The 24670-nt window shown below is 38.1% G+C and carries 20 protein-coding genes and 1 pseudogene; 9 read left to right on the top strand and 12 right to left on the bottom strand.

Annotated elements, in window-relative coordinates; translation table 11 throughout:
* Positions 1-11 precede the first annotated feature (11 nt).
* Positions 12-1409, bottom strand: coding sequence for a glucuronate isomerase (uxaC, locus tag JOC34_RS20490; RefSeq protein WP_205138658.1), 1398 nt, complete (start codon positions 1407-1409; stop codon positions 12-14).
* A 211-nt stretch (positions 1410-1620) separates the two neighbouring features.
* Here uxaC and JOC34_RS20485 point away from each other — a divergent pair, with 211 nt between their 5' ends.
* The 3 genes from JOC34_RS20485 (at position 1621) to JOC34_RS20475 (ending at position 5324) form a co-directional block, all read left to right on the top strand.
* Positions 1621-2805 carry an ROK family protein gene (locus JOC34_RS20485; protein ID WP_205138657.1) on the top strand — a complete coding sequence of 395 codons (1185 nt, stop codon included), beginning with the start codon at positions 1621-1623 and terminating at the stop codon, positions 2803-2805.
* Between the two features lie 421 nt (positions 2806-3226).
* Positions 3227-4150, top strand: coding sequence for an AEC family transporter (locus tag JOC34_RS20480; RefSeq protein WP_205138656.1), 924 nt, complete (start codon positions 3227-3229; stop codon positions 4148-4150).
* 145 nt (positions 4151-4295) lie between these two features.
* On the top strand, positions 4296-5324 hold the full coding sequence (locus JOC34_RS20475) for an AI-2E family transporter (protein ID WP_205138655.1): 1029 nt from the start codon (positions 4296-4298) through the stop codon (positions 5322-5324).
* A 121-nt stretch (positions 5325-5445) separates the two neighbouring features.
* On the opposite strand, the gene JOC34_RS20470 is transcribed toward JOC34_RS20475, so the two are convergent.
* The 4 genes from JOC34_RS20470 to JOC34_RS20455 are packed head-to-tail and all read right to left on the bottom strand — an operon-like array spanning position 5446 to position 9371.
* Positions 5446-6252 (bottom strand): ABC transporter ATP-binding protein, encoded by an 807-nt coding sequence (locus JOC34_RS20470; RefSeq protein WP_205138654.1) that lies wholly within the window; start codon positions 6250-6252, stop codon positions 5446-5448.
* The gene (locus JOC34_RS20465; protein ID WP_205138653.1) at positions 6252-7283 is read right to left on the bottom strand and encodes a FecCD family ABC transporter permease; all 1032 of its coding nucleotides are present in this window, start codon (positions 7281-7283) and stop codon (positions 6252-6254) included. The genes JOC34_RS20470 and JOC34_RS20465 overlap by 1 nt, the downstream gene beginning before the upstream one ends.
* Entirely contained in the window at positions 7280-8320 is a 1041-nt protein-coding gene (locus tag JOC34_RS20460; RefSeq protein ID WP_205138652.1) for a FecCD family ABC transporter permease, read from the bottom strand. Before JOC34_RS20460 ends, JOC34_RS20465 begins: the two co-directional genes overlap by 4 nt.
* Positions 8313-9371, bottom strand: a complete 1059-nt coding sequence (locus tag JOC34_RS20455) for an iron-siderophore ABC transporter substrate-binding protein (protein WP_205138651.1) — start codon at positions 9369-9371, stop codon at positions 8313-8315. The genes JOC34_RS20460 and JOC34_RS20455 overlap by 8 nt, the downstream gene beginning before the upstream one ends.
* 796 nt (positions 9372-10167) lie before the next feature.
* Here JOC34_RS20455 and JOC34_RS20450 point away from each other — a divergent pair.
* The 6 genes and pseudogenes from JOC34_RS20450 to JOC34_RS22275 all read left to right on the top strand — a co-directional run.
* The gene (locus JOC34_RS20450; protein WP_205138650.1) at positions 10168-11220 is read left to right on the top strand and encodes an NAD(P)/FAD-dependent oxidoreductase; all 1053 of its coding nucleotides are present in this window, start codon (positions 10168-10170) and stop codon (positions 11218-11220) included.
* Between the two features lie 1627 nt (positions 11221-12847).
* Positions 12848-13885: a phosphate/phosphite/phosphonate ABC transporter substrate-binding protein gene (locus JOC34_RS20445; protein WP_205138649.1), complete on the top strand. Its 1038-nt coding sequence runs from the start codon at positions 12848-12850 to the stop codon at positions 13883-13885.
* A gap of 216 nt (positions 13886-14101) precedes the next feature.
* On the top strand, positions 14102-14884 hold the full coding sequence (gene phnC / locus JOC34_RS20440) for a phosphonate ABC transporter ATP-binding protein (protein ID WP_205138648.1): 783 nt from the start codon (positions 14102-14104) through the stop codon (positions 14882-14884).
* Positions 14877-15692 carry a phosphonate ABC transporter, permease protein PhnE gene (gene phnE / locus JOC34_RS20435; RefSeq protein ID WP_205138647.1) on the top strand — a complete coding sequence of 272 codons (816 nt, stop codon included), beginning with the start codon at positions 14877-14879 and terminating at the stop codon, positions 15690-15692. The genes phnC and phnE (JOC34_RS20435) overlap by 8 nt, the downstream gene beginning before the upstream one ends.
* A 33-nt stretch (positions 15693-15725) precedes the next feature.
* A complete protein-coding gene (gene phnE, locus JOC34_RS20430) occupies positions 15726-16532 on the top strand; it encodes a phosphonate ABC transporter, permease protein PhnE (RefSeq protein WP_205138646.1) in 807 nt (268 codons plus the stop codon).
* 392 nt (positions 16533-16924) lie between these two features.
* A pseudogene (locus tag JOC34_RS22275) lies at positions 16925-17098 on the top strand (MFS transporter); the annotation flags it as partial.
* A 263-nt stretch (positions 17099-17361) separates the two neighbouring features.
* Here the strand turns inward: JOC34_RS22275 and cudC are convergent.
* The 7 genes from cudC to JOC34_RS20390 all read right to left on the bottom strand — a co-directional run bounded on the left by cudC (position 17362) and on the right by JOC34_RS20390 (position 24543).
* Positions 17362-17919: a choline uptake/conversion transcriptional regulator CudC gene (gene cudC / locus JOC34_RS20420; protein WP_205138645.1), complete on the bottom strand. Its 558-nt coding sequence runs from the start codon at positions 17917-17919 to the stop codon at positions 17362-17364.
* Positions 17920-18073: 154 nt separating this feature from the next.
* Positions 18074-19519 carry a CehA/McbA family metallohydrolase gene (locus JOC34_RS20415; protein WP_205138644.1) on the bottom strand — a complete coding sequence of 482 codons (1446 nt, stop codon included), beginning with the start codon at positions 19517-19519 and terminating at the stop codon, positions 18074-18076.
* Positions 19520-19536: 17 nt separating this feature from the next.
* Complete coding sequence (locus JOC34_RS20410) at positions 19537-20826, bottom strand: ABC transporter substrate-binding protein (protein ID WP_205138643.1); 1290 nt, start codon at positions 20824-20826, stop codon at positions 19537-19539.
* A 32-nt stretch (positions 20827-20858) separates the two neighbouring features.
* Complete coding sequence (locus tag JOC34_RS20405; RefSeq protein WP_205138642.1) at positions 20859-21701, bottom strand: carbohydrate ABC transporter permease; 843 nt, start codon at positions 21699-21701, stop codon at positions 20859-20861.
* 15 nt (positions 21702-21716) lie between these two features.
* Entirely contained in the window at positions 21717-22589 is an 873-nt protein-coding gene (locus tag JOC34_RS20400; RefSeq protein ID WP_205138641.1) for a carbohydrate ABC transporter permease, read from the bottom strand.
* Complete coding sequence (locus tag JOC34_RS20395; RefSeq protein ID WP_205138640.1) at positions 22586-23671, bottom strand: sn-glycerol-3-phosphate ABC transporter ATP-binding protein UgpC; 1086 nt, start codon at positions 23669-23671, stop codon at positions 22586-22588. Before JOC34_RS20395 ends, JOC34_RS20400 begins: the two co-directional genes overlap by 4 nt.
* 116 nt (positions 23672-23787) lie before the next feature.
* Positions 23788-24543, bottom strand: coding sequence for an HAD-IA family hydrolase (locus tag JOC34_RS20390; protein ID WP_205138639.1), 756 nt, complete (start codon positions 24541-24543; stop codon positions 23788-23790).
* Positions 24544-24670 lie beyond the last annotated feature (127 nt).

Genomic DNA, 24670 nt, shown 5'->3' with positions numbered 1-24670 from the left:
TAGATTGCGATTTAGATTGAAAAATAACGTTTGGCATTCTCATAACAAATTCCGCGCACATACTTTTCAAGCAAAGCCATGTCCTTTGGAACCTTTCCTTCTTCAACCCATGTACCTAACAAGTTGCAGAGTATTCTTCTGAAGTACTCATGTCTTGAGAATGATAGGAAACTTCTGGAATCTGTTAGCATGCCAACAAAGTTACTAATCAACCCGACATTCGCTAAAATCTTCATCTGGTCTTCCATACCATCAATTGTATCATTAAACCACCATGCAGTACCAAATTGAACCTTCCCAGGAATTTCATCATCTTGATAATTGCCTGCCATGGAAGCAAGTACATGATAATCGTTGGAATTTAAGCTATACAATATTGTTTTCGGAAGTTTATTCTTTTCTTCCATTGCATCTAACAAACCAGAAAGTTTATCCGCTATAGGAAGATCACCAATAGAGTCAAAGCCACTATCCGGACCAATCTTGTTAAACATTCTTGTATTATTATTGCGGAGTGGACTTAAATGCAGCTGCATAACCCAGCCTTTGTCTGCGTAGAATTCACCCAATGATACTAATGTAAAAGTCTTATATTGGTCTATTTCTTTTGCTGACAATGTTTCGCCATTTAATCGCTTACGGAAAACCGTCGCAACTTCTTCTTTTGTAGCCTGCTCATAAAATAGAACACTTATGCCGTGATCAGAGCTTCTGCAGCCATGCTCATCGAAGTAATCAACGCGTTTTGCTAATGCCTGTAAAAATTCGTCGTAACTTTCAATTGCTGTATCTGCCGCTTTTCCTAATTTCTCTAGCCAAGGGAGAAATCCATCCTTTTCAATGCTTAAACCATTATCCGGGCGAAAAGATGGGGATACCTTTGTTTCATACCCTTCTTTCGCCAGTGCAATATGTGTGGCTAAATCATCTGCCGGATCATCGGTGGTACCAAGGAACTCTACTTTGTCCTTTTTCAATAAAGAGCGAATCGACCATTCAGGAGAATTGAGCTTTTTATTCGCCTCTTCCCATATTGCCGGTGCTGTCTCCTCATTCAATACGTCATCAATCCCAAAATAATTTAATAGTTCAAGATGTGTCCAGTGATATAATGGGTTACCAAACGTATTTGGTACTGTTTTAGCCCAAGCTAAAAACTTTTCATAATCACTTTTATCGCCAGTAATATATTCCTCGCTAATTCCGTTCGCGCGCATTGCTCTCCATTTATAATGATCCCCGGCAAGCCAAATCTCAGCTAAGTTTTTATAATTTGTATCTTCCAAAATAGCTACTTGATCTAAATGATTATGATAATCGATGATTGGTAAATGCTTCGCGGTCTGATGATAAAGTTCCTTCGCGGTTTCATTATATAGTAGAAAGTCATCTGTGATAAATGTTTTCATATGAATTCAACCTCTCCCCATTTTTATTAAATAGCATGTAAAGTTTATCGTTACTTTATATTCCTGTTACAGCTGCTAATAACAAATCTTCTACTGATTAATTATTTGTTTACTAAACAAACTATTTCTCTTATACTGTTATAATATATGTAAACGGTTTATTTTTCAAGCAGAATTATACAATTTTACTGATTTTTTAGGAGGACATATAGTGAATACTGGCGATGCTAGTTATATCAAACAATTAAACAGAAGTATTTTGCTCGAGGAGATCATTAAAAACATGTCATTATCAAGGAGTGATCTAGCAAGAATCACCGGGTTAAATAAAGCGACTGTCTCTTCCCAGGTGAATGATTTCATTCAGGAGCATATTGTCATTGAGAAAAATATAGGAGAATCGATTACACGGGGGAGAAAACCCATTTTATTAGAAATTAATGGGCGTGCTGGATATAGTATTGGCGTTGATATCGATGAACATCAAATGAACATTCTCTTTACAGATTTAAAAGGGGCACCAATTAAAAAAATAAAATTGAAGATCAGTAACGATAATTTGGATCATGTCACCAAACAATTAATCGAAAGTCTTAAGCCCTATCTAGCTGATTTGGATCAAACCTATAAACCAATTGGACTTGTTGGTGTTGGCGTAGGTATTCATGGTATTGTGAATAATGAAAATGAAATTATTTTTACACCTAAACATCAATGGTCCAACATTAATATAAAACATAGCTTGGAAGCGTCATTGCAAACGCAGGTTGTCGTTGATAACAATGCCAATCTAAGTGTTTTTGCAGAACAGGTCTACGATGAGCACATTGCGGATTTATTTTGTATCACATTGTATTCAGGTATTGGCTTAGGAATGATACATAAAAATGAAATTTATCATGGCTATCAAGGTTTCGCAGGGGAAATCGGTCATATGATCATTGAATCGCAAGGATTGCCCTGCCCTTGCGGCAACAAAGGATGTTGGGAATTGTATGCTGCCGAAAAGGCATTGGTCGATCAATTACATAAAAAGACCTCCATCGGCGGCGCTATTGATTTAGTATCCTTATTAAATCAGGAAGGAGCAGTCCCTGTTATCGATACGTACCTGGATTATTTAGCCATTGGGTTAAACAATATTATTAATATTTTCAATCCGGAAAAAATCGTTCTAAATGGTGCCATTATTAATGAAAACTCTCCATTCATTACAGAAATAGAGCACAAACTCAAATCCAAAATGAATAATTATCGGGACATCCGGGCCTCTAAGTTAGGAGCGGATTCTGCGGCACTTGGCGGCGCAGCACTTGCGATTAAAAACTTCCTTGGACTGCAGGCGATTAATTATGTAGGTTATGACTATACCAAATCCAGCCTGATAGCAAAGTAAGAACGGAGGTTGTTTCTCGTATACTTTGTTGATATTGATATAAACCGTGACGGGATGAATTCGGTTCTTTGTCTTACCTCTTCGGAAATACACTACGCTTTCCGCGGGCTCGCGCTGAGCCTTCAACGCACAGGATGTGCTAGTGCAGACGTTGCCACAGGACGTTGGCGTACTTAGTCTGCCTCGCAAAGAACGCTGCGGGGTCTCATCGCCTTCGCTGTCCCGCAGGATTCTATGTGTATTTCCTTCGATGCTATTGTGTTTTGCAGCTTCACCCATCTATTGCTTGATTATATCAAACGATAGCTATTTACTTTTACGATCGTTGATTGGAGCGAAAATCAACATGCTTTCAAGATTCATCACTTAGAGAAAAATTTTAAAAAACAGCCAAAGGAAATCATAGAAAGGCGGCGATTACTTGACAGAGCTATTCTTTATTTTAAAAGATATTATATTACCTATTTTCATTATTATGGCCATTGGCTTTATCTTACAGAAGAAGTTTAACTTGGATGTCCAGACATTAGCAAAATTAAATATCTATTTTCTTGTTCCCGGATTTATATTTGTTAAATTATACAGCACGACGTTCTCCGCTTCTTTATTTGGCAAGGTGATGTTCTTCTTCATTATCTATGTTATTATCCTTTACCTCATTTCGCTTTTATGGGCGAAGCTATCCGGTGCAAAGAAGGATGAGAAAATTGCCTTTTCTAACAGTGTGATGTTTTTTAACTCTGGTAATTATGGTGTTCCTGTTAATGATTTAGTATTTAAAAGCGACCCATTCGCCATGTCCATCCAGGTTATCATGCTTACATTGCAAAACATCTTCCTGTTTTCTTATGGAATATTTTCACTGCAATCGGTCAAAATCGGCAAGTTAAAAGCTGCACTTGGCTATTTTAAGATGCCGGTTTTATATGCATTGCTGGCTGGTATCCTGTTAAATGTTTACAATGTGCCGGTTCCAGCGTTTGTTTGGGTCCCAGCAAATTATATTGCGGATGCAATGGTTTCTCTCGCATTACTTACACTCGGTGCACAAGTTGCTCAAATTAAATTTAAAACGGGGTTATCATCCGTTTATTTCAGCTTATTAATTCGACTCATTATCGGACCGATCATCGCCCTGGGAATGATTTATGTCTTTCAAATTGACGGTATTGCGGCCCAGGCATTGTTAATCGCTTCTGCAATGCCTACATCTGTAAACAGCTCGGTTATTGCACAAGAATATAATAATCAACCCAATTTCGCCGCCCAGGTTGTCCTGTTTTCTACCCTGGCCAGTACCGTTACTGTTACCATGGTCATTTATTTGGCAAGAATTTTATTTTAATGGAGCAGGTTTCAGTTGAATATACGAACAGAAAAAATTTCCCTTCTGTTAAACTTGTATTTTTCACTTTTCAAGGAGATACTTAATATATATAAGTAATGTTAATGTGGTTTTTAAAACGGATTTTTTAAGGGGAACTATTTACATGGAATCGATAGCAGATTTTTTTCAAAAAAAAGGCGTTAAACGTGCCATTATTTTTGGCTTAATCGTCCTCATTCTTTTCAGTGTTAGAAGTATGATGAATCTCATTCTCCTAACATTTATTTTTACTTTTTTAATGAATGGACTTGTTGAATTTACAATCGCACGCTTAAAGCTAAACCGAACACTGCTTGTGTTATTGCTATATACAATTATTGTTGGTTTATTAACAGTAGGCATTGTGAAGTATTTGCCGATTGTTACAACAGAAATCAGCCAATTAATTAGACAGATTACAAACTTTTCAACACAATCATATGACAATTCCATCATAAACTTCATTGAGTCGATTATCACAAACAATCAGATTACCGCTTATATAGAAAATGGTTTTTCATTTCTCTTGAAATCTTTTTCGGATATTAGTAAAACGAGTGTCCAGGTTTTGATCGCTTTATTGTTAAGTCTATTTTTCCTGCTTGAAAAGCCGCGTTTAATAGCATTCACGAAGAAGTTTAAAGATAGCAAGATTGCACCATTCTATCATGAGATTGAGTTCTTCGGTAAAAAGTTCTCACGTACATTTGGAAAAGTAATTGAAGCTCAGTTCATTATCGCACTCATTAATACATGTCTATCCGTCATTGTATTAATGGTTCTTGGATTCCCACAGGTTTTTGGATTAACCATTATGATCTTCTTTCTAGGGCTCATCCCTGTTGCAGGTGTTATTATTTCACTTATCCCGCTTACGCTCATTGCGTTTACAATAGGTGGATTTTTGAAAGTATTCTACTTATTTGTAGCTATTATGATGATTCATGGGATTGAAGCATATATTCTAAATCCGAAGCTGATGTCTTCCAAAACAAATTTACCAGTTTTTTATACGTTTGTCGTACTTATTTTCTCGCAAAACTTCTTTGGTGTCTGGGGATTAATTATCGGTATCCCAGTGTTCGTTTTCTTACTTGATATACTGGAAGTAACAGATAATAATTCAAAAAAAATAAAAAAACAGGTTACCTAGTAGAAACTCACAAAATAAAACAGCCTATTTCATTCATAATGAAATAGGCTGTTTTCGTTGATATATCCCTATAAATGGAAGGCTCTGTACAGTGTTAATGACCTGGCTTTATTTAAGGTGTCTATTTATTATTAACATGATAGCGCCCTTTTGGTACCACAGAAGGAGATCCTGAAATCGGGTCCTTTACCACAATGCAATCAAGCCCGAAAATGTCTTTAACCAATGTACTCGTTATAACCTTTGATGGCTCACCCCCAGCCATCAGCTTGCCCTCATGAAGCGCAAAGATATTGTCTGCATAACGCGCAGACAAGTTTATATCATGAAGAACCATTACAATCGTAGTTCCATGTTTGCGGTTAAGGTCTGTAAGTAGATCAAGAATTTCGACTTGATATGTAATATCTAAAAAGGTTGTCGGTTCATCAAGAAATAAAATATCTGTTTGTTGCGCCAGAGCCATTGCAATCCAGACGCGCTGTCTTTGACCACCTGAAAGTTCGTCAATATTTTGATTTGCAAGCTCCGTTATATCCATCGTGCTCATCGCTTCAGCAACTGCATCATAATCTTTTTTTGTCCATCCACTGAGCAAGGATTGGTGTGGAAACCTTCCTCGTCCAACCAAATCCGTGACAGAAATCCCCTCTGGAACAATTGGAGATTGCGGTAGCAGTCCTAAAACGCGAGCCAATTGTTTTGATGGAATTTTTACAATGGATTTGCCATCAAGCGTAATTTTGCCAGATGTAGGCTTTAATAGCCTCGCTAACGTTTTAAGAAGCGTAGATTTCCCAGAAGCGTTCGCTCCAATAATAACGCTTATTTTATTACTGGGGATAACAAGGCTTACTCCTTGGATAACCGTTTTATTATCATATCCTGCCACTATTTGTTCGGCTTGAAAAATATGTGTCGGTTTCATTATAATTCTCCCTTTCGATTCATTCGGATTAGCAAGTAAATCAGATACGGTGCTCCGATTATTCCTGTTATGATGCCTACAGGGAATCTGACCTCAAAAGCAAATTGTCCGATTAGATCTGCCGCCAAAACTAAATTAACACCAACAAGACCCGCCGGAAGTACATTTGAGAAGCCAACTCCGACTAGCCTTTTCGCGATTGGTCCCGCAAGGAAGGAGACAAAGGCTATTGGACCCGTCGTGGAGGTAGCAAGCGAAATCATGCAGACAGAACTCAAAATAAGTATCACTCTTGTCTTGTCCGTGTCCACTCCGAGAGATGTAGCCGACTGTTCACCGAGTTCTAATATACTTAGATGTTTCCCTAGCACCATAACAATAGGCGCAAGAATAATAACGGCTATTACAAGAGGCGGAAGCTCATGCATTTGAGAGCCATTGAGGCTGCCGCTGAGCCATCTGAGCGCTGCTGGAATATCTTGTTCTGCACCAACGAGTAGAAGATAGGATACCACAGCATTCAGCATTGCCTGTACGCCTATTCCGATAAGGATTAATCGCCCGATCGAAAATGACTTTCCCCTGGATAATATATAAATTAATATTACTGTAGCTAGACCAGCAATCACCGAAACAGTGGAAATTACAGCACCGCTTGCTTGAAGTATGACGATGCAAAAAACAGCCGCCGCACTCGAACCAGTGGTAATACCAATTACATTCGGGTTCGCAAGGGGATTACGCAACATCGTCTGGAAGATGTCTCCGGCAATACCGAAAGCAAACCCTGCAAAAATACCCGCCAGCATTCGCGGCAGACGGATCGTATTAACTGCAAAAGAAACACCTTGGATTTGCTCTCCAGAGAGCGCTCGGATTACATCTTTAACTGGATAAACAGTGTTCCCCAATAAAAGCATCGCACAACATAGAATGCATGAAAGTATCGCTAGGAAGCTGGTAACAAGTATCCATCGGCGATGTCTTTGACGCCTGCCCGCTATAATAAAGTCAACAGTTTCGTTTTTCATAATGAACTCACTTTCGATCTCATAGCTAATATGATTAGTAACGGGGCCCCTATAAATGCTGTAACAACCCCAACCTCAAGTTCTCCAGGGCTACCAATGAGCCTTCCACTTACATCAGATACAGTCAAAATGATTGCACCTGAAATTGCTGACATCGGTATAACAAAACGCAAGTCGGGACCAAGGATAAGGCGCATGACGTGGGTCGATAAAAGCCCGATAAAGCCAATAGGCCCAGCCAGTGCGGTAGCCGCACCGCATAAAAGAACAGCACCTAAAGCAGCAACAAGCCGCAGTATTCCTGTTCGAACACCCAGTCCCGTCGCAACATCGTCTCCCAATGCCAGCGCATTTAATGCTGGGGCAGAAAGAATAGCTATCAGTATGCCGATAATCAGAAAGGGTAAGAAAGTTGCAATACTGTTCCAATTCCCCGAGCCAACGCTCCCTACCTGCCAAAATCTGAATTGGTCCATGACATGGGAGCGTGGAATCATGACTGCGACGACCAAGGAAGAAAGCGCTGCGCTTGTAGCGGCTCCCGCCAGAACAAGCTTAATAGGCGTAGCACCACCACGCCCCATTGAGCCAATTCCGAATACGAAAACTGCAGTAATTGCAGCACCGGCTAAAGCTAGCCATATATACTGATTTGCACTACTTATGTTCAAGAACGCAATTCCACAAACAACAAACAATGATGCTCCCGTGTTAACTCCCAGTATACTCGGGTCTGCAATCGGATTACGAGTGACCGCTTGCATGAGTGCTCCCGAAACACCGAGTGCCGCACCACAAAGTAAACTGAAAACTGTTCGAGAAATTCGCTTGCGAACTACGTTTGCTTCGTAGGAATCTATACCTTGGTGAAATAAACCATCCATCACTCCATTAAATTCTACCACTCGAGAACCTAAGACCAAGGAAGCAAACACGCACATGACGAGCGAGAAAAAACAAACCACCAGAACGATTGTGAAATGCTTTGGAACATGTGTGTGTAGCTGTTTTCCTTTTGAAACCAATAAACTATTCATCTAACTTGTTAATAGCTTCTCCTATTAATTCTAGGTATTCGTCAATCGTATAAGTAATTGAAAGTGGATTTGGTGTTCCAGCAGCTACTAAAGGTGTATCGCTCTCAATAAACGCAACTGACCCTCGTTCAATTGCAGGAATTTTACCGAGTAGTGAATCAGCTTTAAGGGTTTCATACAATTCGTCATCACCATACCCTATTAATATATCTGCATCGTAAAGAGCCTCAACATTCTCAGCGCTTAAATTCAAGGAATAACTGTCAGGATCCGTAATCTGTTCCGTCACACTTTCAGGATAATCCATCCCTAGCTCATGCAGGAAAGAGGCACGAGAGTCTGCAGGTGTATAAATATGCAATTGAGACAGATCATCAGCTGAGAAGTTAACCCAAACCACTTTCTTGCCTTCAATCTGAGGATATTCACTTAGCTTTTCGTCAACCATGTCCTCGATGTCCTTAATGAGTTCTTCGCCTTCCGCTTTCATCCCCATACCGGTTGCATTCAAACTAACTTGCTCACGCCATGTAGTTGCCCAAGGAGCATCCGGATAGGCGACAACCGGAGCGATTTCATTAAGTAGATCATAGTCTTCCTCTGTTATACCTGAGTAAGCGGCAAGGATCACATCTGGATTCGCATCTGAAATAGCCTCAAAATCGAGACCGTCCGTATCTTGGAAAACATTCGGGTCCGTTTCGCCAAGCTCCTCTAGCCTTTCAGCCGTCCAAGGCAAAATTCCACTGTCATCCTGAACGCCAAAATTTGCTTCGGAGAAACCTACAGGTACAACTCCGAGAGCGAGCGCAACATCATGGTTACCCCATTGAATGGTAACAACCCGTTCAGGCTTGCTTGGTATTTCCGCTTCACCTAAAGCATGCTCAATTACAATTGGATATTCAGAATCTGCATCTTGGGAGTCGGGCGTTTCGGTCGAAGTTGATTCGGATGTTGAACTTGACTTTTCTGAACAACCAACCACTAGCGCCATAAACACAGCTAAAACCATACATGTTATTAATGAACTTTTTCGCTTTGCAATCATTTATGTAACCTACCTTATTATGAAATGTATTTTTAAATAGAGCTAATTAACTTCACAGATTAAATACTATTTTGAATTTTAAATAAAAATATTTTGCTTTCCTCAACGGTGAAGAACTGCAACAAGTGGATGTATCTTATTACTTTTGATCTCCTTCCTAATATGATAATGATAATCATTATCAATTAATGTACACTTTATTTGATATATTGTCAATTAAAATTTTTAGATTAAATTGCGGTGTACGGATGGTTTTACCGCCACCACAATCTTCGATGATCATCGCAAACCATTAACTCATAGTTGCCTACTCTAACTGCCTCAACATTTTGTTACAGCTCGTTTGTGAAAATGAAATATCCCGAAAAAGGGGACCCATCCACCCTGCACTAGCTACAGGCAGGATCTAATTCATGTTGAATCATTTATATTCATCTGGTATAGTATTTATTGATAGTGATTATCATTATCATTTAATTGTTAGAAGTTTCAGCTACATACTTTGCTGAAACGCATTAAATCCATAAATAGAAACATTTAGATATATCGAATGCGCATACAGTACGCACACTGAGAAGCATTGGCTTCTTTTGTGAAGCCGACGGAAATTACTCGGGTATTGTCCTTACATTCATAGATGTGTGTTTTTTCTATATTTTATGTCATGTTCTAAAGCGTAGTCACGGAGTTATTAATTCTTTGTTTAACATGAAGTATTAAGTCAATCTATGGGTTTCATCATCGACGTGACGATTAAAATCAAAATATAGCATAATAAGGATAAGGAGACGATCGTATGAATACAGATCAAATTTTTGATGTGACGATTGTTGGCGGCGGTCCCGCGGGATTGTTTGCTGCATTCTATAGCGGCTTACGTGAGTTGAAAACAAAAATTATTGAGTTCCAACCTGTTCTCGGCGGCAAAGTTCATGTATATCCGGAGAAAATGATTTGGGATGTAGGCGGGCTGGCGCCGGCCACTGGCACCCAATTAATCGAACAAGTGGTGGCGCAAGGTTTAACATTCGATCCTGAAATCGTGCTCGGACAAAAAGTTACTTCCCTCTCTAAAGATGAAAGCGGTCATTTCATCTTACATACTTTAACCGGTCAGAAGCATTATTCCAAAACAGTTATTCTTGCTGTAGGCGGTGGTATTCTGAAACCAACCAAATTAAATATTGACAACGCCGAGCGATTTGAAGTGACCAATCTACACTACTCCGTTAAATCATTGGGCCGTTTCATAGGGAAAACAATTTTAATTTCAGGTGGCGGCAATTCGGCGATCGATTGGGCGAACATGCTGGAACCAATTGCACAGAAAGTTTACCTGACTTATAGAAAAGACATGCTTAATGGACATGAGGCCCAAGTAACTCAATTACTTAACAGCACGGTGGAATGCTTGTTCAATACAACGATAGAAAAGTTAGTCGCAACACCTGATGATGAAAAAATTGACAAAGTGGTGCTAAACCGCAGTGAAGACAATGAGAAAATAGAAGTTGTCATAGATGAGGTTATTATCAATCATGGATATGAACGAGATAAGGATCTGCTGGAAAATAGCGAATTGAAAATTGCAATGGAAAATGAATACTGCGTAGCGGGAAGTCCAATGAGTGAGACATCAGTAGAGGGATTGTATGCAGCTGGTGATATCTTGAACCATCAAGGAAAGCTTCTTCTGATTGCCGGCGCATTCCAGGACGCTGCAAATGCGGTAAACAAAGCAAAGCAGTATATTACGCCTGATGCAGATTCATGGGGGATGGTTTCTTCCCATAATGAATTATTTGCGCAGAAAAACCATGAGATCATGAAGCGTTTATATGCGACTTAAAAGGTTTAGGCTATGAAACACTTAACCAACGTATGAAGGGGCTGTCACAAACCGTCATTCTGAAAAGCTCCTTCTTCAAGCGTTCCTTGACTAATAACTCCTCCATTTACATTTTTCATCAAATGAATTATTCAGTTGGTAGCTATTTCTATCAGAATTAAAAAAGTGTTGTCCTCAAGCCAAATTTAATAATGAATAAAAATATACATTATTAAGCAATCGGCGCAATTGTTGAATAAAATAGTAACTATAATATTAAAAAGCTCATAATTAAAATCAATCTGAGCTTTTTTACTTTCTATTTATACTGTTAATTCATTGTCAAGCTATATGTTAATAATTGATGTCTTATTCCGACTGTTATTAGCATTTTTCACTTCCTAAACTAAAACCGTGGATTATACCATGTTTTGTTAATAGCAAAAGTATTTTTTGATGTTTTGTCAATTCTTTTGTGGTATTTGGATCTCTTCTTCATTTTTGTCGCACTTTGAATTAGACCAATTATAGTAAAACCAAACTTATGATTATCATACTTCCCCATTAAGACTTTTAGTGTGGCTCACGACGTACATCAGACCCTTGAAAGGAAACCCAATGTTTTAGCAGTCAGGACTGATTAAATCATTTATATATGATTTTTTTACATAAAGTTTGTAAGCAAGATAAATAATTACGATAAATAACTATAACGCAAATAGTTTACTTATAACATTTGGTTCCCTAGCTAAAATATAAATGGTAAATAACACTAAACATAAGCCAATGAAAGAAACAACTCCTGCCAGAATTAAGTCTATAGCAGAAAGCTTATTTCCATATACTGTGTATCTATCATCTATTTCGGTTATATATATTTTTTTGGATACCCTGTTCGGCACGCCATCTTTGGACTCTACAAAATATTGCGGACCGAAATATAATCCTTTTCACTATATTTACCGGCAACAGTTTGTTCCGTTTCTTTTTTAAATGAAAATGAATTTTCAGAAAATATAAAGCCAATAAAAAACAGCAAAGTGAGTACTATGAATAGTAATAAAAGTAGAGAAAACCCGATATTGCTTCTTATCGCTTTCCACATTCTTCACTAATTCCTTTCTTTTTGAAGTAACATCAAATAATTATAGTTATATTGATTATCCCAAACTGATGAAGTTTATGTAGATTGTCAGCAGTGTAAAAGTTGTTCCATTAACGAATTATATAAACAAACCATTTCATTCTGCTACTCCATATTTTATACAATTAACATTTCATCGTTATAGCTTATATATGTATAATTCATATCCTCAACAATTTGTTACCATTTGATATGGAATACCTGAGCTCTTTATTTTAACATAATCCACTAGCATTGCATGAATATATTTCCGGTATTCAGTAAGTAAGTATATTCTTAATGAATAACCATAATTGATTGAATAAACTTTATTATAATAATAGTTAGTGAAATTCAAAGCGTTTTGTGATATACTCATAGCACTTTAAGCAATCAATATGAGTGGTAATCTGATGTTTTCAAGTATTAATCAGATCATTCACAAATTAGATTGCATAACATCATTTGTATTTTACGATAAGAATAGGTGTTAAGAACAAGAGACTATAAAAGGAGGGAATTATTATGAAAAGGCTCGTGATTTTTGTTGCATTACTCATGATCTCTGGACTACTAGCAGCGTGTGGCTCGGATGACAGCGCTTCAGGTGCCGATGGGGACAAGCATATAGAGGAATTGAAAATTGAATTTGTCCCATCGAGAGAACCAGATGAAATTGTAACAGCAACCGAACCATTGAAAGAATTATTAAAAGAGCAATTAAAAGAGGAAGGCTATGAGGTGGACAAAGTAAATATTAATGTTGGCACCAATTACGAGGCTGTAGGGGAAGCTCTTGTATCTGGCGCAACAGATATTGGTTTTATTCCTGGTGGTACTTACGTTTTATATGATGACGGCGCTGATGTGATTTTAGCCGCAACCCGTTCAGGCTTATCAAACGACTCAGATGATCCAAAAGATTGGAATGACAATAAGCCAACAGAGCCAACAGATGAACAAGTAAGTTACTACAGAGCATTGGCGATCGCAGGTCCATCTGAAAAAGGACAAGAACTATCCAAGAAAATAAATAGCGGCGAGGAATTATCTTGGGAAGATTTGAATAGTGCAAACTGGATTGTAATGTCAACTTCTTCATCTGCAGGTTATATTTATCCTACTCTATGGTTACAGAATAACTATGATGGAAAAGACATTACGAGTCTAGACCATGTTGTAACTTCAGATTCTTACGGAAGTTCATTTGCACGATTGGCATCAGAGCAAGTTGATATCTTAGTTACTTTTGCAGATGGTAGAAGAGATTATGAGGATGATTGGACATCAACATATAACCGTGATGATTCTATTTGGGATGAAACGAATGTCATTGGTGTAACAGAACCTATTTACAATGATACAATCACTGTTGCTAAAGATAGCCCTAATATGACAGATGAACTTAAAGCAGCATTACAAAACGCATTCATCGAAATTGCCGATACGGAAGAAGGTCAAAAAGTAATTGACATTTATTCCCACGAGGGATACGAAAAAGCAGATTCCACTGATTATGACGGGGAAAGAGATGCACAAGAAATTATTCAAAATATGAATTAAGTAACTATTGTTGTGAACATTCATTATTAGAAAACTTGGCATTCGCCAAGCCCTTGGGCGTATGCCCTAGTTGCACTTATGCAGTAAGAAAGTAGTTATACTTTCTTAACTGTTAAAAAGTAAGGGCGCCATTCCATTCTTGGTGTTCTCATGCTATATAATAGAATACACCTTTTTAATTGTCGTAAGTCGAATAAAGAAGAGTGAGGAAATACAATGATAAATTTTACAGATGTGGGGAAGCAGTATCCAAATGGAACAAAGGCATTAGAGGATATTAATTTAACTATTGAACAAGGTGAATTTGTGGGGATTATTGGTTTATCAGGCGCGGGGAAATCCACGTTGCTTCGCTGTATTAATCGAATGCATGATATTACGGAAGGTACATTAATCGTAGATGATGTTGATGTGGCAAAATTAAAAGGAAAGCAAATTCGTCATTTTCGCAGGGGAATCGGAATGATTTTTCAATCCTTTAACTTGGTGACACGTATTTCTGTTTTAAACAATGTGCTTGTTTCTTTTGTACCGGAGCTATCATTTTGGAGAAAAATTACTGGTGTCTATACAAAAGAGCAAAAAGTAAAAGCATTGGATGCACTTGATAAGGTTGGAATTCTTGATAAAGCATTCGTCCGCGTTGATCAGTTATCTGGTGGACAACAACAGCGTGTGGCGCTAGCGCGTACACTTGCACAAAATCCTGATGTTATTTTAGCTGATGAGCCAATTGCTTCGTTGGACCCAGTTACTTCTAGACAAGTGATGGATGACTTTAAGCGGATTAACAGGGATATGGATATTTCTGTTCTTTTAAATATCCACCATGTAGAGGTCGCGTTGGAATTTGCTGATCGAATTATTGGGATCCGAAAAGGAAAGATAGTTTTTGACGGAAAAAGTAAGGATGTAAACCAAGACACCCTAGATGAAATATATGGTGGAAAAGTGGAAGAGTTTGGTACCGATGCGGAGGAGGAGTCATTACATGTATGATAAACTTTTCCCCCCTAAGAAAATCTTATTGTCAAACGGAAAAGTAGTTCACAAAAAGCGATCACGCGCACCTTTTATTACTATTTTGGTAGCCATCGCTATTTATCTGTCTGCATATTATACAGAGTTTAGTTTTTACACCATCTTCACACGCATCCATAATTTTTTCGACATTATTATTGCTATGATGCCACCAGACTGGGGCTATATCAACCATCTGTGGAAACCATTAATGGATACGATTAAAATGTCGTTAATTGGTTCGTTAATTGGTGCTGTGTTGGTACTGCCGCTTGCAGTATTAGCATCGGTTAATATTGTGCCTAACAAGTCTACTGCGGCTATTTTTAAAGTCATTTTAAGTCTTATTAGAACATTACCTACACTTGTTACAGCACTGATTGCTACATTTATTTTTGGTCTAGGACCAATAGCCGGATCAATTGCTATTTTGATTTTCACGGTTGGATATGTGGGTAAATTACTCTACGAACAGATTGAAAATGCCGAAATGGGATCATTTGAGGCGATGGAGTCCATTGGGATGACAAGATTTCAAGCCTTTCGTTATGCAATTTTCCCCCAAGTACTACCTAGTTATCTGTCCACTTCACTGTTTTGTTTTGAAGGAAACGTCCGCTATGCAGCCATTCTAGGTTTTGTTGGTGCTGGCGGTATCGGGCTATTGCTCAATCAAGACCTTGGTTGGCGTAATTATTCTGGTGTAGGAATGACCATCTTGGCACTTGTTGTGACTGTCTTTATTATCGAACAAATAAGTGAATATTTCCGGAGAAAGTTGATTTAACCTTGAAACAACGAAAAGGAGTCACATATTACTATGGATAAATTGGAGAAACAATTGCATGCGGCCCCACGCAAACTCACGTATATATTAACGATTACAGCAATCACTGTTATGGTAATGTTGTGGTCGTTAACGGCTATGAACTTTAAAGATGTCAACTCCAGTGGACTTGGAATCATGTTAAATATTTTTAAAGGGATTTTAAATCCGGATTTGGATCTTTTGTTTAATCTAACAAACAAAGGTGTCTTATATTTGCTTATTGAAACGTTAGCTGTAGCTTTCTTAGGTACAATTGTAGGTGCCATTCTATCGATTCCTCTTGCCTTTATGTCCGCTTCAAACCTTGTACCAAAGCCGGTTTCTTGGTTAGTAAGGTTCCTATTAATCATCATTCGTACAGTACCATTTATCGTGTACGGTTTGATGTTTATCCGTGTTACAGGACCAGGCCCATTTGCAGGGGTTCTTACTGTTGGTTTGATTTCCATCGGAATGCTTGCGAAGTTATACGTTGATGCGATTGAGGAATTAGATACAGGTGTACTAGAATCAATGACTTCAATTGGATGTACCACTTTTGAAAAGATACGTTATGGTATTCTTCCGCAGTTGTTATCAATATTTACGTCCATATCGATATACCGATTTGATATGAACCTTCGTGATGCGTCTGTTCTAGGCCTAGTTGGTGCCGGGGGAATTGGTGCACCACTCATTTTTGCCATGCAGAGTTATAAATGGCATCAAGTTGGGTCCATTTTAATTGGGCTAGTTGTACTTATCTTAATTATTGAATTCATATCAAACAAAGTTCGTTCCAAATTAATCAACGGATGAACCTCCCACGATTAAAATCGCGGGTTTCAGGTTTGGTGCTAATGCACATTGATCACTTAAGGCTGGGAACACACAGCCGCTATGCCGTTAGCGAATACTTTCGGCACTACTTTTCTTAGGATGTTTGCCAATCCGTTTACACAGCGTTTATTAACGTATTACTTTTTGTGCAATACATCCCGCGTTTAACTCGTTTTCCACTAAAAACATGTTTTGTCAACTTTTACCGCCGCAATGCAACTTTTTCGTTGCGGCGATTATTTAATAAAAACGTGGATGGCATCAATGTATTACACTAGAAAAAATATAATGGAAAATCCTTTATACTTAACTGTAAGACCTCATCCATAAACCTTTCCCCCATTACACTCGTGACACTTTACTCCAAATCGGGATTCTCATTTTCACTACTTCCGACAGCTTCCCTGCATAATTTGGAACCGCAGTACCGTGGAAGAGCAAACTCAACGAATCAATTCATGCGTACATTAGGAATGACAATTGGAGTTACCATTTCCGGATTGATTCAGGGTAAGTTATTAGCAAGTAACTTAACAGAAGGTTTTAAAGAAGTAGGCGTTGGTTACTTCATGATAGACTGTATCCAAATCTATCGCTGAAATAATCGCTTCATATTTTTGGGTAGGTTTCATGTCATATAATAATCATAGGGAGTATCTCTCCAGCCTTTTTGGTTGTTATGATCAACTATACCATTATACAGGATTTGGGGAGGTACTTCCCTTTTAATGTTTAAATCCCTTGGGGTACAAGGGCTAGGAATGATGAAATTTATTCCACTATATAGAGAAACAATTTATTCAGACAGCTAGTCTCCATTTTCGGGATTTTGGGGAATAAATTTGAATATTTCCTGAGAGCGAACACTAGCCACCAAGTGTTCCAACCAACGATAGTATACTTTGGACTCTTCGATTTGATTATAGATTTCACGAGCTTCTAGCAACATCTCTTCAGAAACGTCTTTATCTTCAAAAATTTTACCCAACTCAAATTCAGCTTCTTGAATAGCAGTCAAATTCATTTTTGCTTCTCGATCCCACATACGGCAAAAATAGGAGATGAATGTATTAAAATAATTCTTCTCAGCTACATATGTATGTTTTCTTGATCCACGTTGGAATTTCTTTTTTACCATATCAATTTCCTGCAATTTGCGGACACTTGTACTCATGCTTGGTTTGCTCATTCCCAATTCTTCTCGCATCTCATCAAGGTTCATTTGCTCCTCAAATTGCATCATTGCATACAATCTGCCTGCTGCAGGAGTCACTCCATATAAATCCATTGTTTCTGCAATAGCGTCAATGATCTGTTCCTTAGCATTCTCCATTTTTTCTTTTGCTATTTTATCATTTTTATTCAATTGATCACCTCATTTGCCCTCTATTATTACTAATAGATTACCATATACTCTCTCAGTTATACTAACAGAATAGTATTACGCAGTGTCAAAAAGAATCGCGTAATACAGAAAATGTTATATGGTCTTTGCAGCACCACATAACACTTTCTTTACTTTATACCTTTATATCCATTTGCTTCAATATTTCATTCCACGTCTTCATTTGAGGTTGCTTTTCCCCAAAATAAACCGGATTCGTAAATCCATAAAGACTTCCATCAGGATAGCGTATATCAACACGTATCCAATGATACTCATTTTCATGAAAATGAAATGAATAGGAATCAGAGGATTTGTTTTCTTTTTTCATTATTTCCCCATCAACAATCCATTCGATATAGACATCTTCATTTGTATCTACACTGGCATAAATATTTCCTTTTTGAAACAAACTTTTCTCACCTGGCAAGCATTCTCCATCCGTTATATTGATGAATCCCCCCCTTGATACAGTCACATATCCTTTACGAACACTGTCCATAATATTATGTGCAGTCAACCGGTCACAGTGCACAAATGTTCCTGGATCTCCTATCAAGGAAGGTTCTGTACTTCCCTCATAGTGGTCATCAGGACGTAAATGTGAATCTGAACCACCAATTCCAGTAATTTGGTATCCGTCATTTAATAATAAATCCCACGCAATAAGTGCTTGCTCTATCGCCTCGAGATTATCTGGATATGTAGGGTCATTAATGATTTCAAGCGTATCAATGTTTTTTAAATCTGTATCTTTATATAGCCACGGGCAACCTTTAAGAAATGGATGATTAATTGAGACCAAAGCATCGCCATAGTCTTGTGCAATAATTTGATTTGTTCCTTCTTCATTATACATATCACGTACTCGATTCTTTACGAATGGAGATGTATTCGGGTTAATAATATTAAAATGACCCAGTGTGGATGTTACTTCAGTACCAGGAATGACAAGTGTATCTGTTTTCGCAAACCAGGAAGTCGGCACAATATTATGATCGGTTGCCACAAAGAAGTCCAAGCATTGCTTTTTCGTCATTTCTATATTTTCTTCTCGGCTCATTTCTCCATCTGTGTAAGTGGTATGAGTGTGAAAATCACCTTTATACCACTTTTTTTCACTTTGGAACACCTGTTGATTATCAAAACCTGTTAAGGAAAAATCTGTTTCATTTTCATCGTTCCATATCAAGGTATCAATTTCTTTTTCATTCCTAGTTCCTTGATCTGAACAAACGATTATTTCACACCAACTTTCATTGGTTGAAATTTCCGTTCTACTCAATACTGTCATATCAATGATCCATTTTCCGGACTGAATCGAGCCCGAAATGGTATACGGGCTACTTAGATCCGCTTGTTCATGAATAAGAATTGATCCTGATTCACCCGCTCGCAAAAGCTGTGCTCGTAAATTTTTCTGTTCATCATATACCATACATGTAAGCCACACAGCCTTATCTACTTGAGCATCAAAATGCAGCGATGTAACACCCTCAGGAACCGTAATGACATATTCTTCATTTAGATACTTCCCTGATTCATGACTTGTTACTTTTTGATTTAGTAGTTCCCCTATCATCAGTTAGTCACCTCAATTTATTTATTATTCACGTCATCAAGTGCCGCTTGAGCATCTTCTTTTGCTTTTTTCAATGCTTCTTCTGCCGGTATATTTTCTATCTCCACCTTATCTGTTGCAATCGATAAAGCATCTAAAATCTTTCCACCTGTAGGATCAAGAAACTCTGGATTAGCAGTCAAAGCTTGTTCGTAAGGTACATTAGCATACGGATTTTCTTCTACAAAATCAGCATACACTTCTTCTTCGGTAGTGGACTCCCGGACAGGGACATAACCAATTGTTTTTGACCAATCCGCATTGACCTCACTACTTGAAAAGTAGCTTATCCATTCATATGCTGCATCTTTTTCTTCATCACTGATTCCTTCTGGTATCGCCATATACAGGCCATTTACCCGAGGCTTACCTTCATTACCATTTAAACCAGGCTGTGGCAGGGAATCCATAACATCAAAATCGAGGTCCCCTTTATCTCCGGATGAACCTGTATATCCTGCTGCGGAGCCATTCATTACTTGGTCAATTGTCTTATACCAATATTCCCAGCCTTGTCCACCAGAGTTTACTTTCATCGTTTCTTCCTCATGTATTTGCTTCCGTATGAACTCCCATGCTTCAATCCACTCAGGACTATCAATTAATACTTCTGTCTCATCGTCATTTAAGATAGCTCCACCATTACTAAGCACAAGGTCGATTAAATTATCTGCCTTCCACATCGGCAAGTGTCCATAATCTACTTCTCCACTATCTTTCAGTTTTTTCGAAGCATCAGCAAGGTTTTCCCAAGTTGAATAAGCTTCTTCTGGATCAATTCCTACATCTTCATAGATATCTTTTCGATAATACATCACTTGCGTTGTTCCATAACCAGGAATGGCATATAATGAGCCATCGATTTCACCTGGCTTGAGCAGCGCCTCCAAGAAGTCATCTTCATCATAATTGTCATCATTTTCTATATAAGCGTCTAAAGGTTCAATCGCTTCCTTTTTCGCTAAATCGGTCAACGGGTTGAGCTCAGCTATAAACACCCCTGGTGCCGTATTTGAAGCAATGGCCGCCTGCAATTTTTCATATGTTTCATCGTAATCAGCCTGTGGTACCGCAACTACTTCAATATCATCATGCTGATTGTTAAAATCACTGATGAGTTCTTTCATTTTCGTATCTGCTTCACTTCCTAGCCCATACCAAAATTCAACTTCTACTTTACCATCACCACTTGATTCATCGACTGAACAAGCAGATAAAACCAAAGCCAAAACAAGCAACAAACCAAACCTTGAAAGATACTTTTTCATGTTTATTCCCCCATATTATTGTTATATTGTTTTTAACCTTTTAATCCAGTATCACCAATGCCTTTTATAAACCATTTATGTAAAATGATAAACAGAATCAGTAAAGGAATGACAGATAGCACATTCGCGCTCATAATTAATGGCCACTTGTCTGCAAATGATCCCTGCGAGGTAAAAAACTTATTCAATCCAACCGTAATAAGATAATTTTTTTCACTTTTGACGATAAGCGATGGCCATAAATAGTTATTATACATTTTGACAAAACTGATTAGACTGACCACAAAAATAGTTGATTTACTCATTGGAATCATAATTTTCCATAAAATTGTAAAGTCACCAGCACCATATGCACGAGCAGCCTCGATTGTATCCTTAGGCACTTGCATAAACGCTTGACGCAACAAGAAGATAGTGAACACGCTGGCTATATTTGATATGATGACACCCGAGAGTGTATCCAGAAGCCCCATCTTTGCTACGATTGTGTAACTTGGCACATATGTCGCTTCAGTTGGAAGCATATATGTAATCAAAATAAGATTAAAAACGAGTGTCCGTCCCTTGAATTTCATCTGCGTCAGCGCGTACGCAATCATACAGGATAAAACGAATTGAAAAATAACAATGACCAGTGCCGTAAAGGTACTATTAAAAATATACAATCCAAAGGGAGCCAACTCTAATGCTTCTTTAAAGTTTCCCCACTGCGCTACTTCTGGTAACCATTTTAAAGGGACTGCGAAAATTTCACCCGGTGATTTTAGAGCACTTAATAACATCCAAATCAAAGGGAACACCATCAAGATTCCGAGGATGGTTAATAACAGATAGAAACCAAATTGCTTCAGATTGGATTTTTTATTATTTTGCATATTGTTATTCCCTCCCTAATAATGAACCCAGCGTTTTGATGCATAAAACATCGTCAATGCCAAGATCCCTGTAATAATAACGATGATGGTTGAAATCGCAGTTGCCTGTCCCATATTGAACTGTTCAAAAGCCATTTGATAATACATGTACAGAAGTGTTCTTGTACTTCCAGAAGGCCCGCCTTGTGTCATAACCTGAATTTGGTCATATGCTTGAATAGATTCAATTGCTAACATAATCCCCAAAAACAATGTTGTGGGCGAAACAAGCGGAATAACAACCGTCCTCATTTTCTGCCACCAAGAAGAACCCTCAAGATTGCTCACTTCATACAAATCACGGGGTATCTTTTGCAGTGCATCCGAATAAAACAACATGGCCCACCCCGCATTTTTCCATACTGTAACGATGATGATAGACCATAATGCACTACTTGAACTGTGCAACCATTCTGGTTGAGGAAGGTGTAGCCACCCTAGTACCTGATTTAACAACCCAATATCAGGCTCATAGATCCAAGCCCAAACAATGGACATAGCTACCATTGGTGTAATCCATGGAGAAAACATAAGTGATCTGAAAAAGGTGATCCCTTTCAGTCCCTCTCGGAGCAGCATTGCCAACAAAAGACCAATGATGATGGTTGGAACCACCGTGAAAACACCAAAAACAACAGTATTTTTCAAGGCTTGATAAAAATCATCGCTTGTAAAGGCATATGTATAATTGTCCATCCCTACATAATTAAAAGTCGGACTAATATAATCCCAATCTGTAAGACTCAGCCACAAAGAAACAATCATTGGAACAAACCAAAACACTATTAACGGAATCATGGGAATGCCAAGGAAAATAAATAGCTTTCCTGCTTTTTTCAGCCGGATCATGCATTCACCTTCTCTCTGTCAAACAGCGCCTTCCCAGTATTTGCATCAAAAAGATGGACCATGTCAATATTCACCCTCAAGGATACCTGCTCATTTACAGCTACCTTCTCACTTGGTACTACACGGATTACTATTTCTTTTCCATCTGCATTTCCATGGATATGTAAATCCGCTCCCATCAATTCCACATGATTAACTGTCATGTTAATCCCGGTATCATGCGCAGCAATATCAATATTTTCTGATCGAATACCGATGTCGACCTTTTCCACATCACCAATTGATTGTGAAAGTTCTCCGAGCACTTCCCCCGAATCCAACATTAATTGGTTTCCTTTCACTGACCCTTCCAAGAAGTTCATCGGTGGTGAACCCATAAATTCAGCAACAAATTTTGACTGTGGGTTATTGTACACTTGCTCTGGGGTACCAATCTGTTCGATATATCCATCATTCAGAACAACAATCCTGGAAGCCATTGTCATTGCCTCCGTTTGGTCATGTGTCACATAAATTGTTGTTGTACCCAATCGCCGGTGCAAATTGATAATCTCTTTCCGCATTTGAATACGCAATTTAGCATCCAAATTAGATAATGGTTCATCCATTAGAAAAATATGAGCATCCCGTACGATAGCCCTGCCTAATGCAACTCTTTGACGCTGCCCGCCAGAAAGGTCTTTAGGTTTGCGCTTCAAATATTTCGTTAAACCAAGAATCTCCGCTGCTTGTTCCACACGTTCTTTGATAAAACTGCGCTTATATTTCTTCATTTTCAAACCAAATGCAATGTTATCGTAAACATTATAATGCGGGAACAAAGCATAGTTTTGAAATACCATTGCAATATCCCGATCTTTTGCTTGCACATCATTGACCAACTTACCATCCATCCAAAGCTCGCCGCTTGTAATGCTTTCAAGCCCCGCTATCATTCGTAGCGTAGTTGACTTTCCACAACCAGAGGGACCGACAAATACGATAAATTCATTTTCTTCAATATCCAAATTAAAATCATGGATGACTTCTTCACCTTTATTATCGTACTTTTTTTTAATGCTTGTCATTTTAATTTTAGGCACGTATCCGTCTCACCTTTCTAATCCTTCTATTCTTCTAATAAAATTTCATATCTGTTTCATTCTCTTTATATAGATATCATTTGCCACATCTAATGACATTCTGTATCCGGAAATGATCAGCTATTATCCAGTGAAATAGCATCATATGTATGTATCAAATGATCTGCATGTAAAAAGTGATCTGTTTCATTTGATTCTTGAATAATACCGACATTCGCTTTTGACCCAATATTATTACCAAGGATCATGTCACCATCGGAATCCCCGACAACTATAGAACGTCGAGGATTTAGACCCATTTTTTCGCAAGCTTTTTCAGCTGCCTCTGGAAAAGGTTTTCCTCGGGTCACTTGATCACCACCAATAATGGCTGTAAAAAAGGAATCAATTTCTAATGATTTGAGATGTTGTACGGCATGACTATAATCATCAGAAGTCACCACCCCTAACTTCAACTGATGATTCCTACACCTTTTCAAAAAACGAATCAAACCTGGCACCTCTTTCACACGATTTTTCCAGCTATCCTTTTTATTTACCTTTGTAAATACATTTGTGACCAGTGCAAAAGCAGTGTTCCAAGGTATATTAGCTTGATAGAGTTGATGAGCTAATATAGCAATCAAATCCTGCGTCGTGCCGATTGCAAGAGGCCCTTTCACGTCCCAGTTTCCAGTCTCCCAATCTACTCCAATTGAAGCAGATAGTTGTTTTTCTTGATCATCACCTATTTTTATTTCCGAACAAATATGGAGAATGATATCTTTAGACCAATCAATCCATAACGAACGGAAATCAAGCAGTGTACCATCTTTATCGAAAAGAATACCATCTACATCATAGCTTTCCTGGTCTAGATAGATATGAGCCACTTTTTCACCCCCCAAAGTTTAGTTAATAACCTTACCTGTATTCAACCCCTTAACAATATTAAATAATTATTAAATATTGTAAATAAATTTTATATGCTTACATTATCGAAGCCTCGAACCAATGTCA

It is taken from the genome of Virgibacillus halotolerans, from assembly GCF_016908515.1.
GTDB lineage: Bacteria > Bacillota > Bacilli > Bacillales > Amphibacillaceae > Virgibacillus_M > Virgibacillus_M halotolerans.
This window is presented reverse-complemented; position numbering and strand designations above follow the sequence as displayed.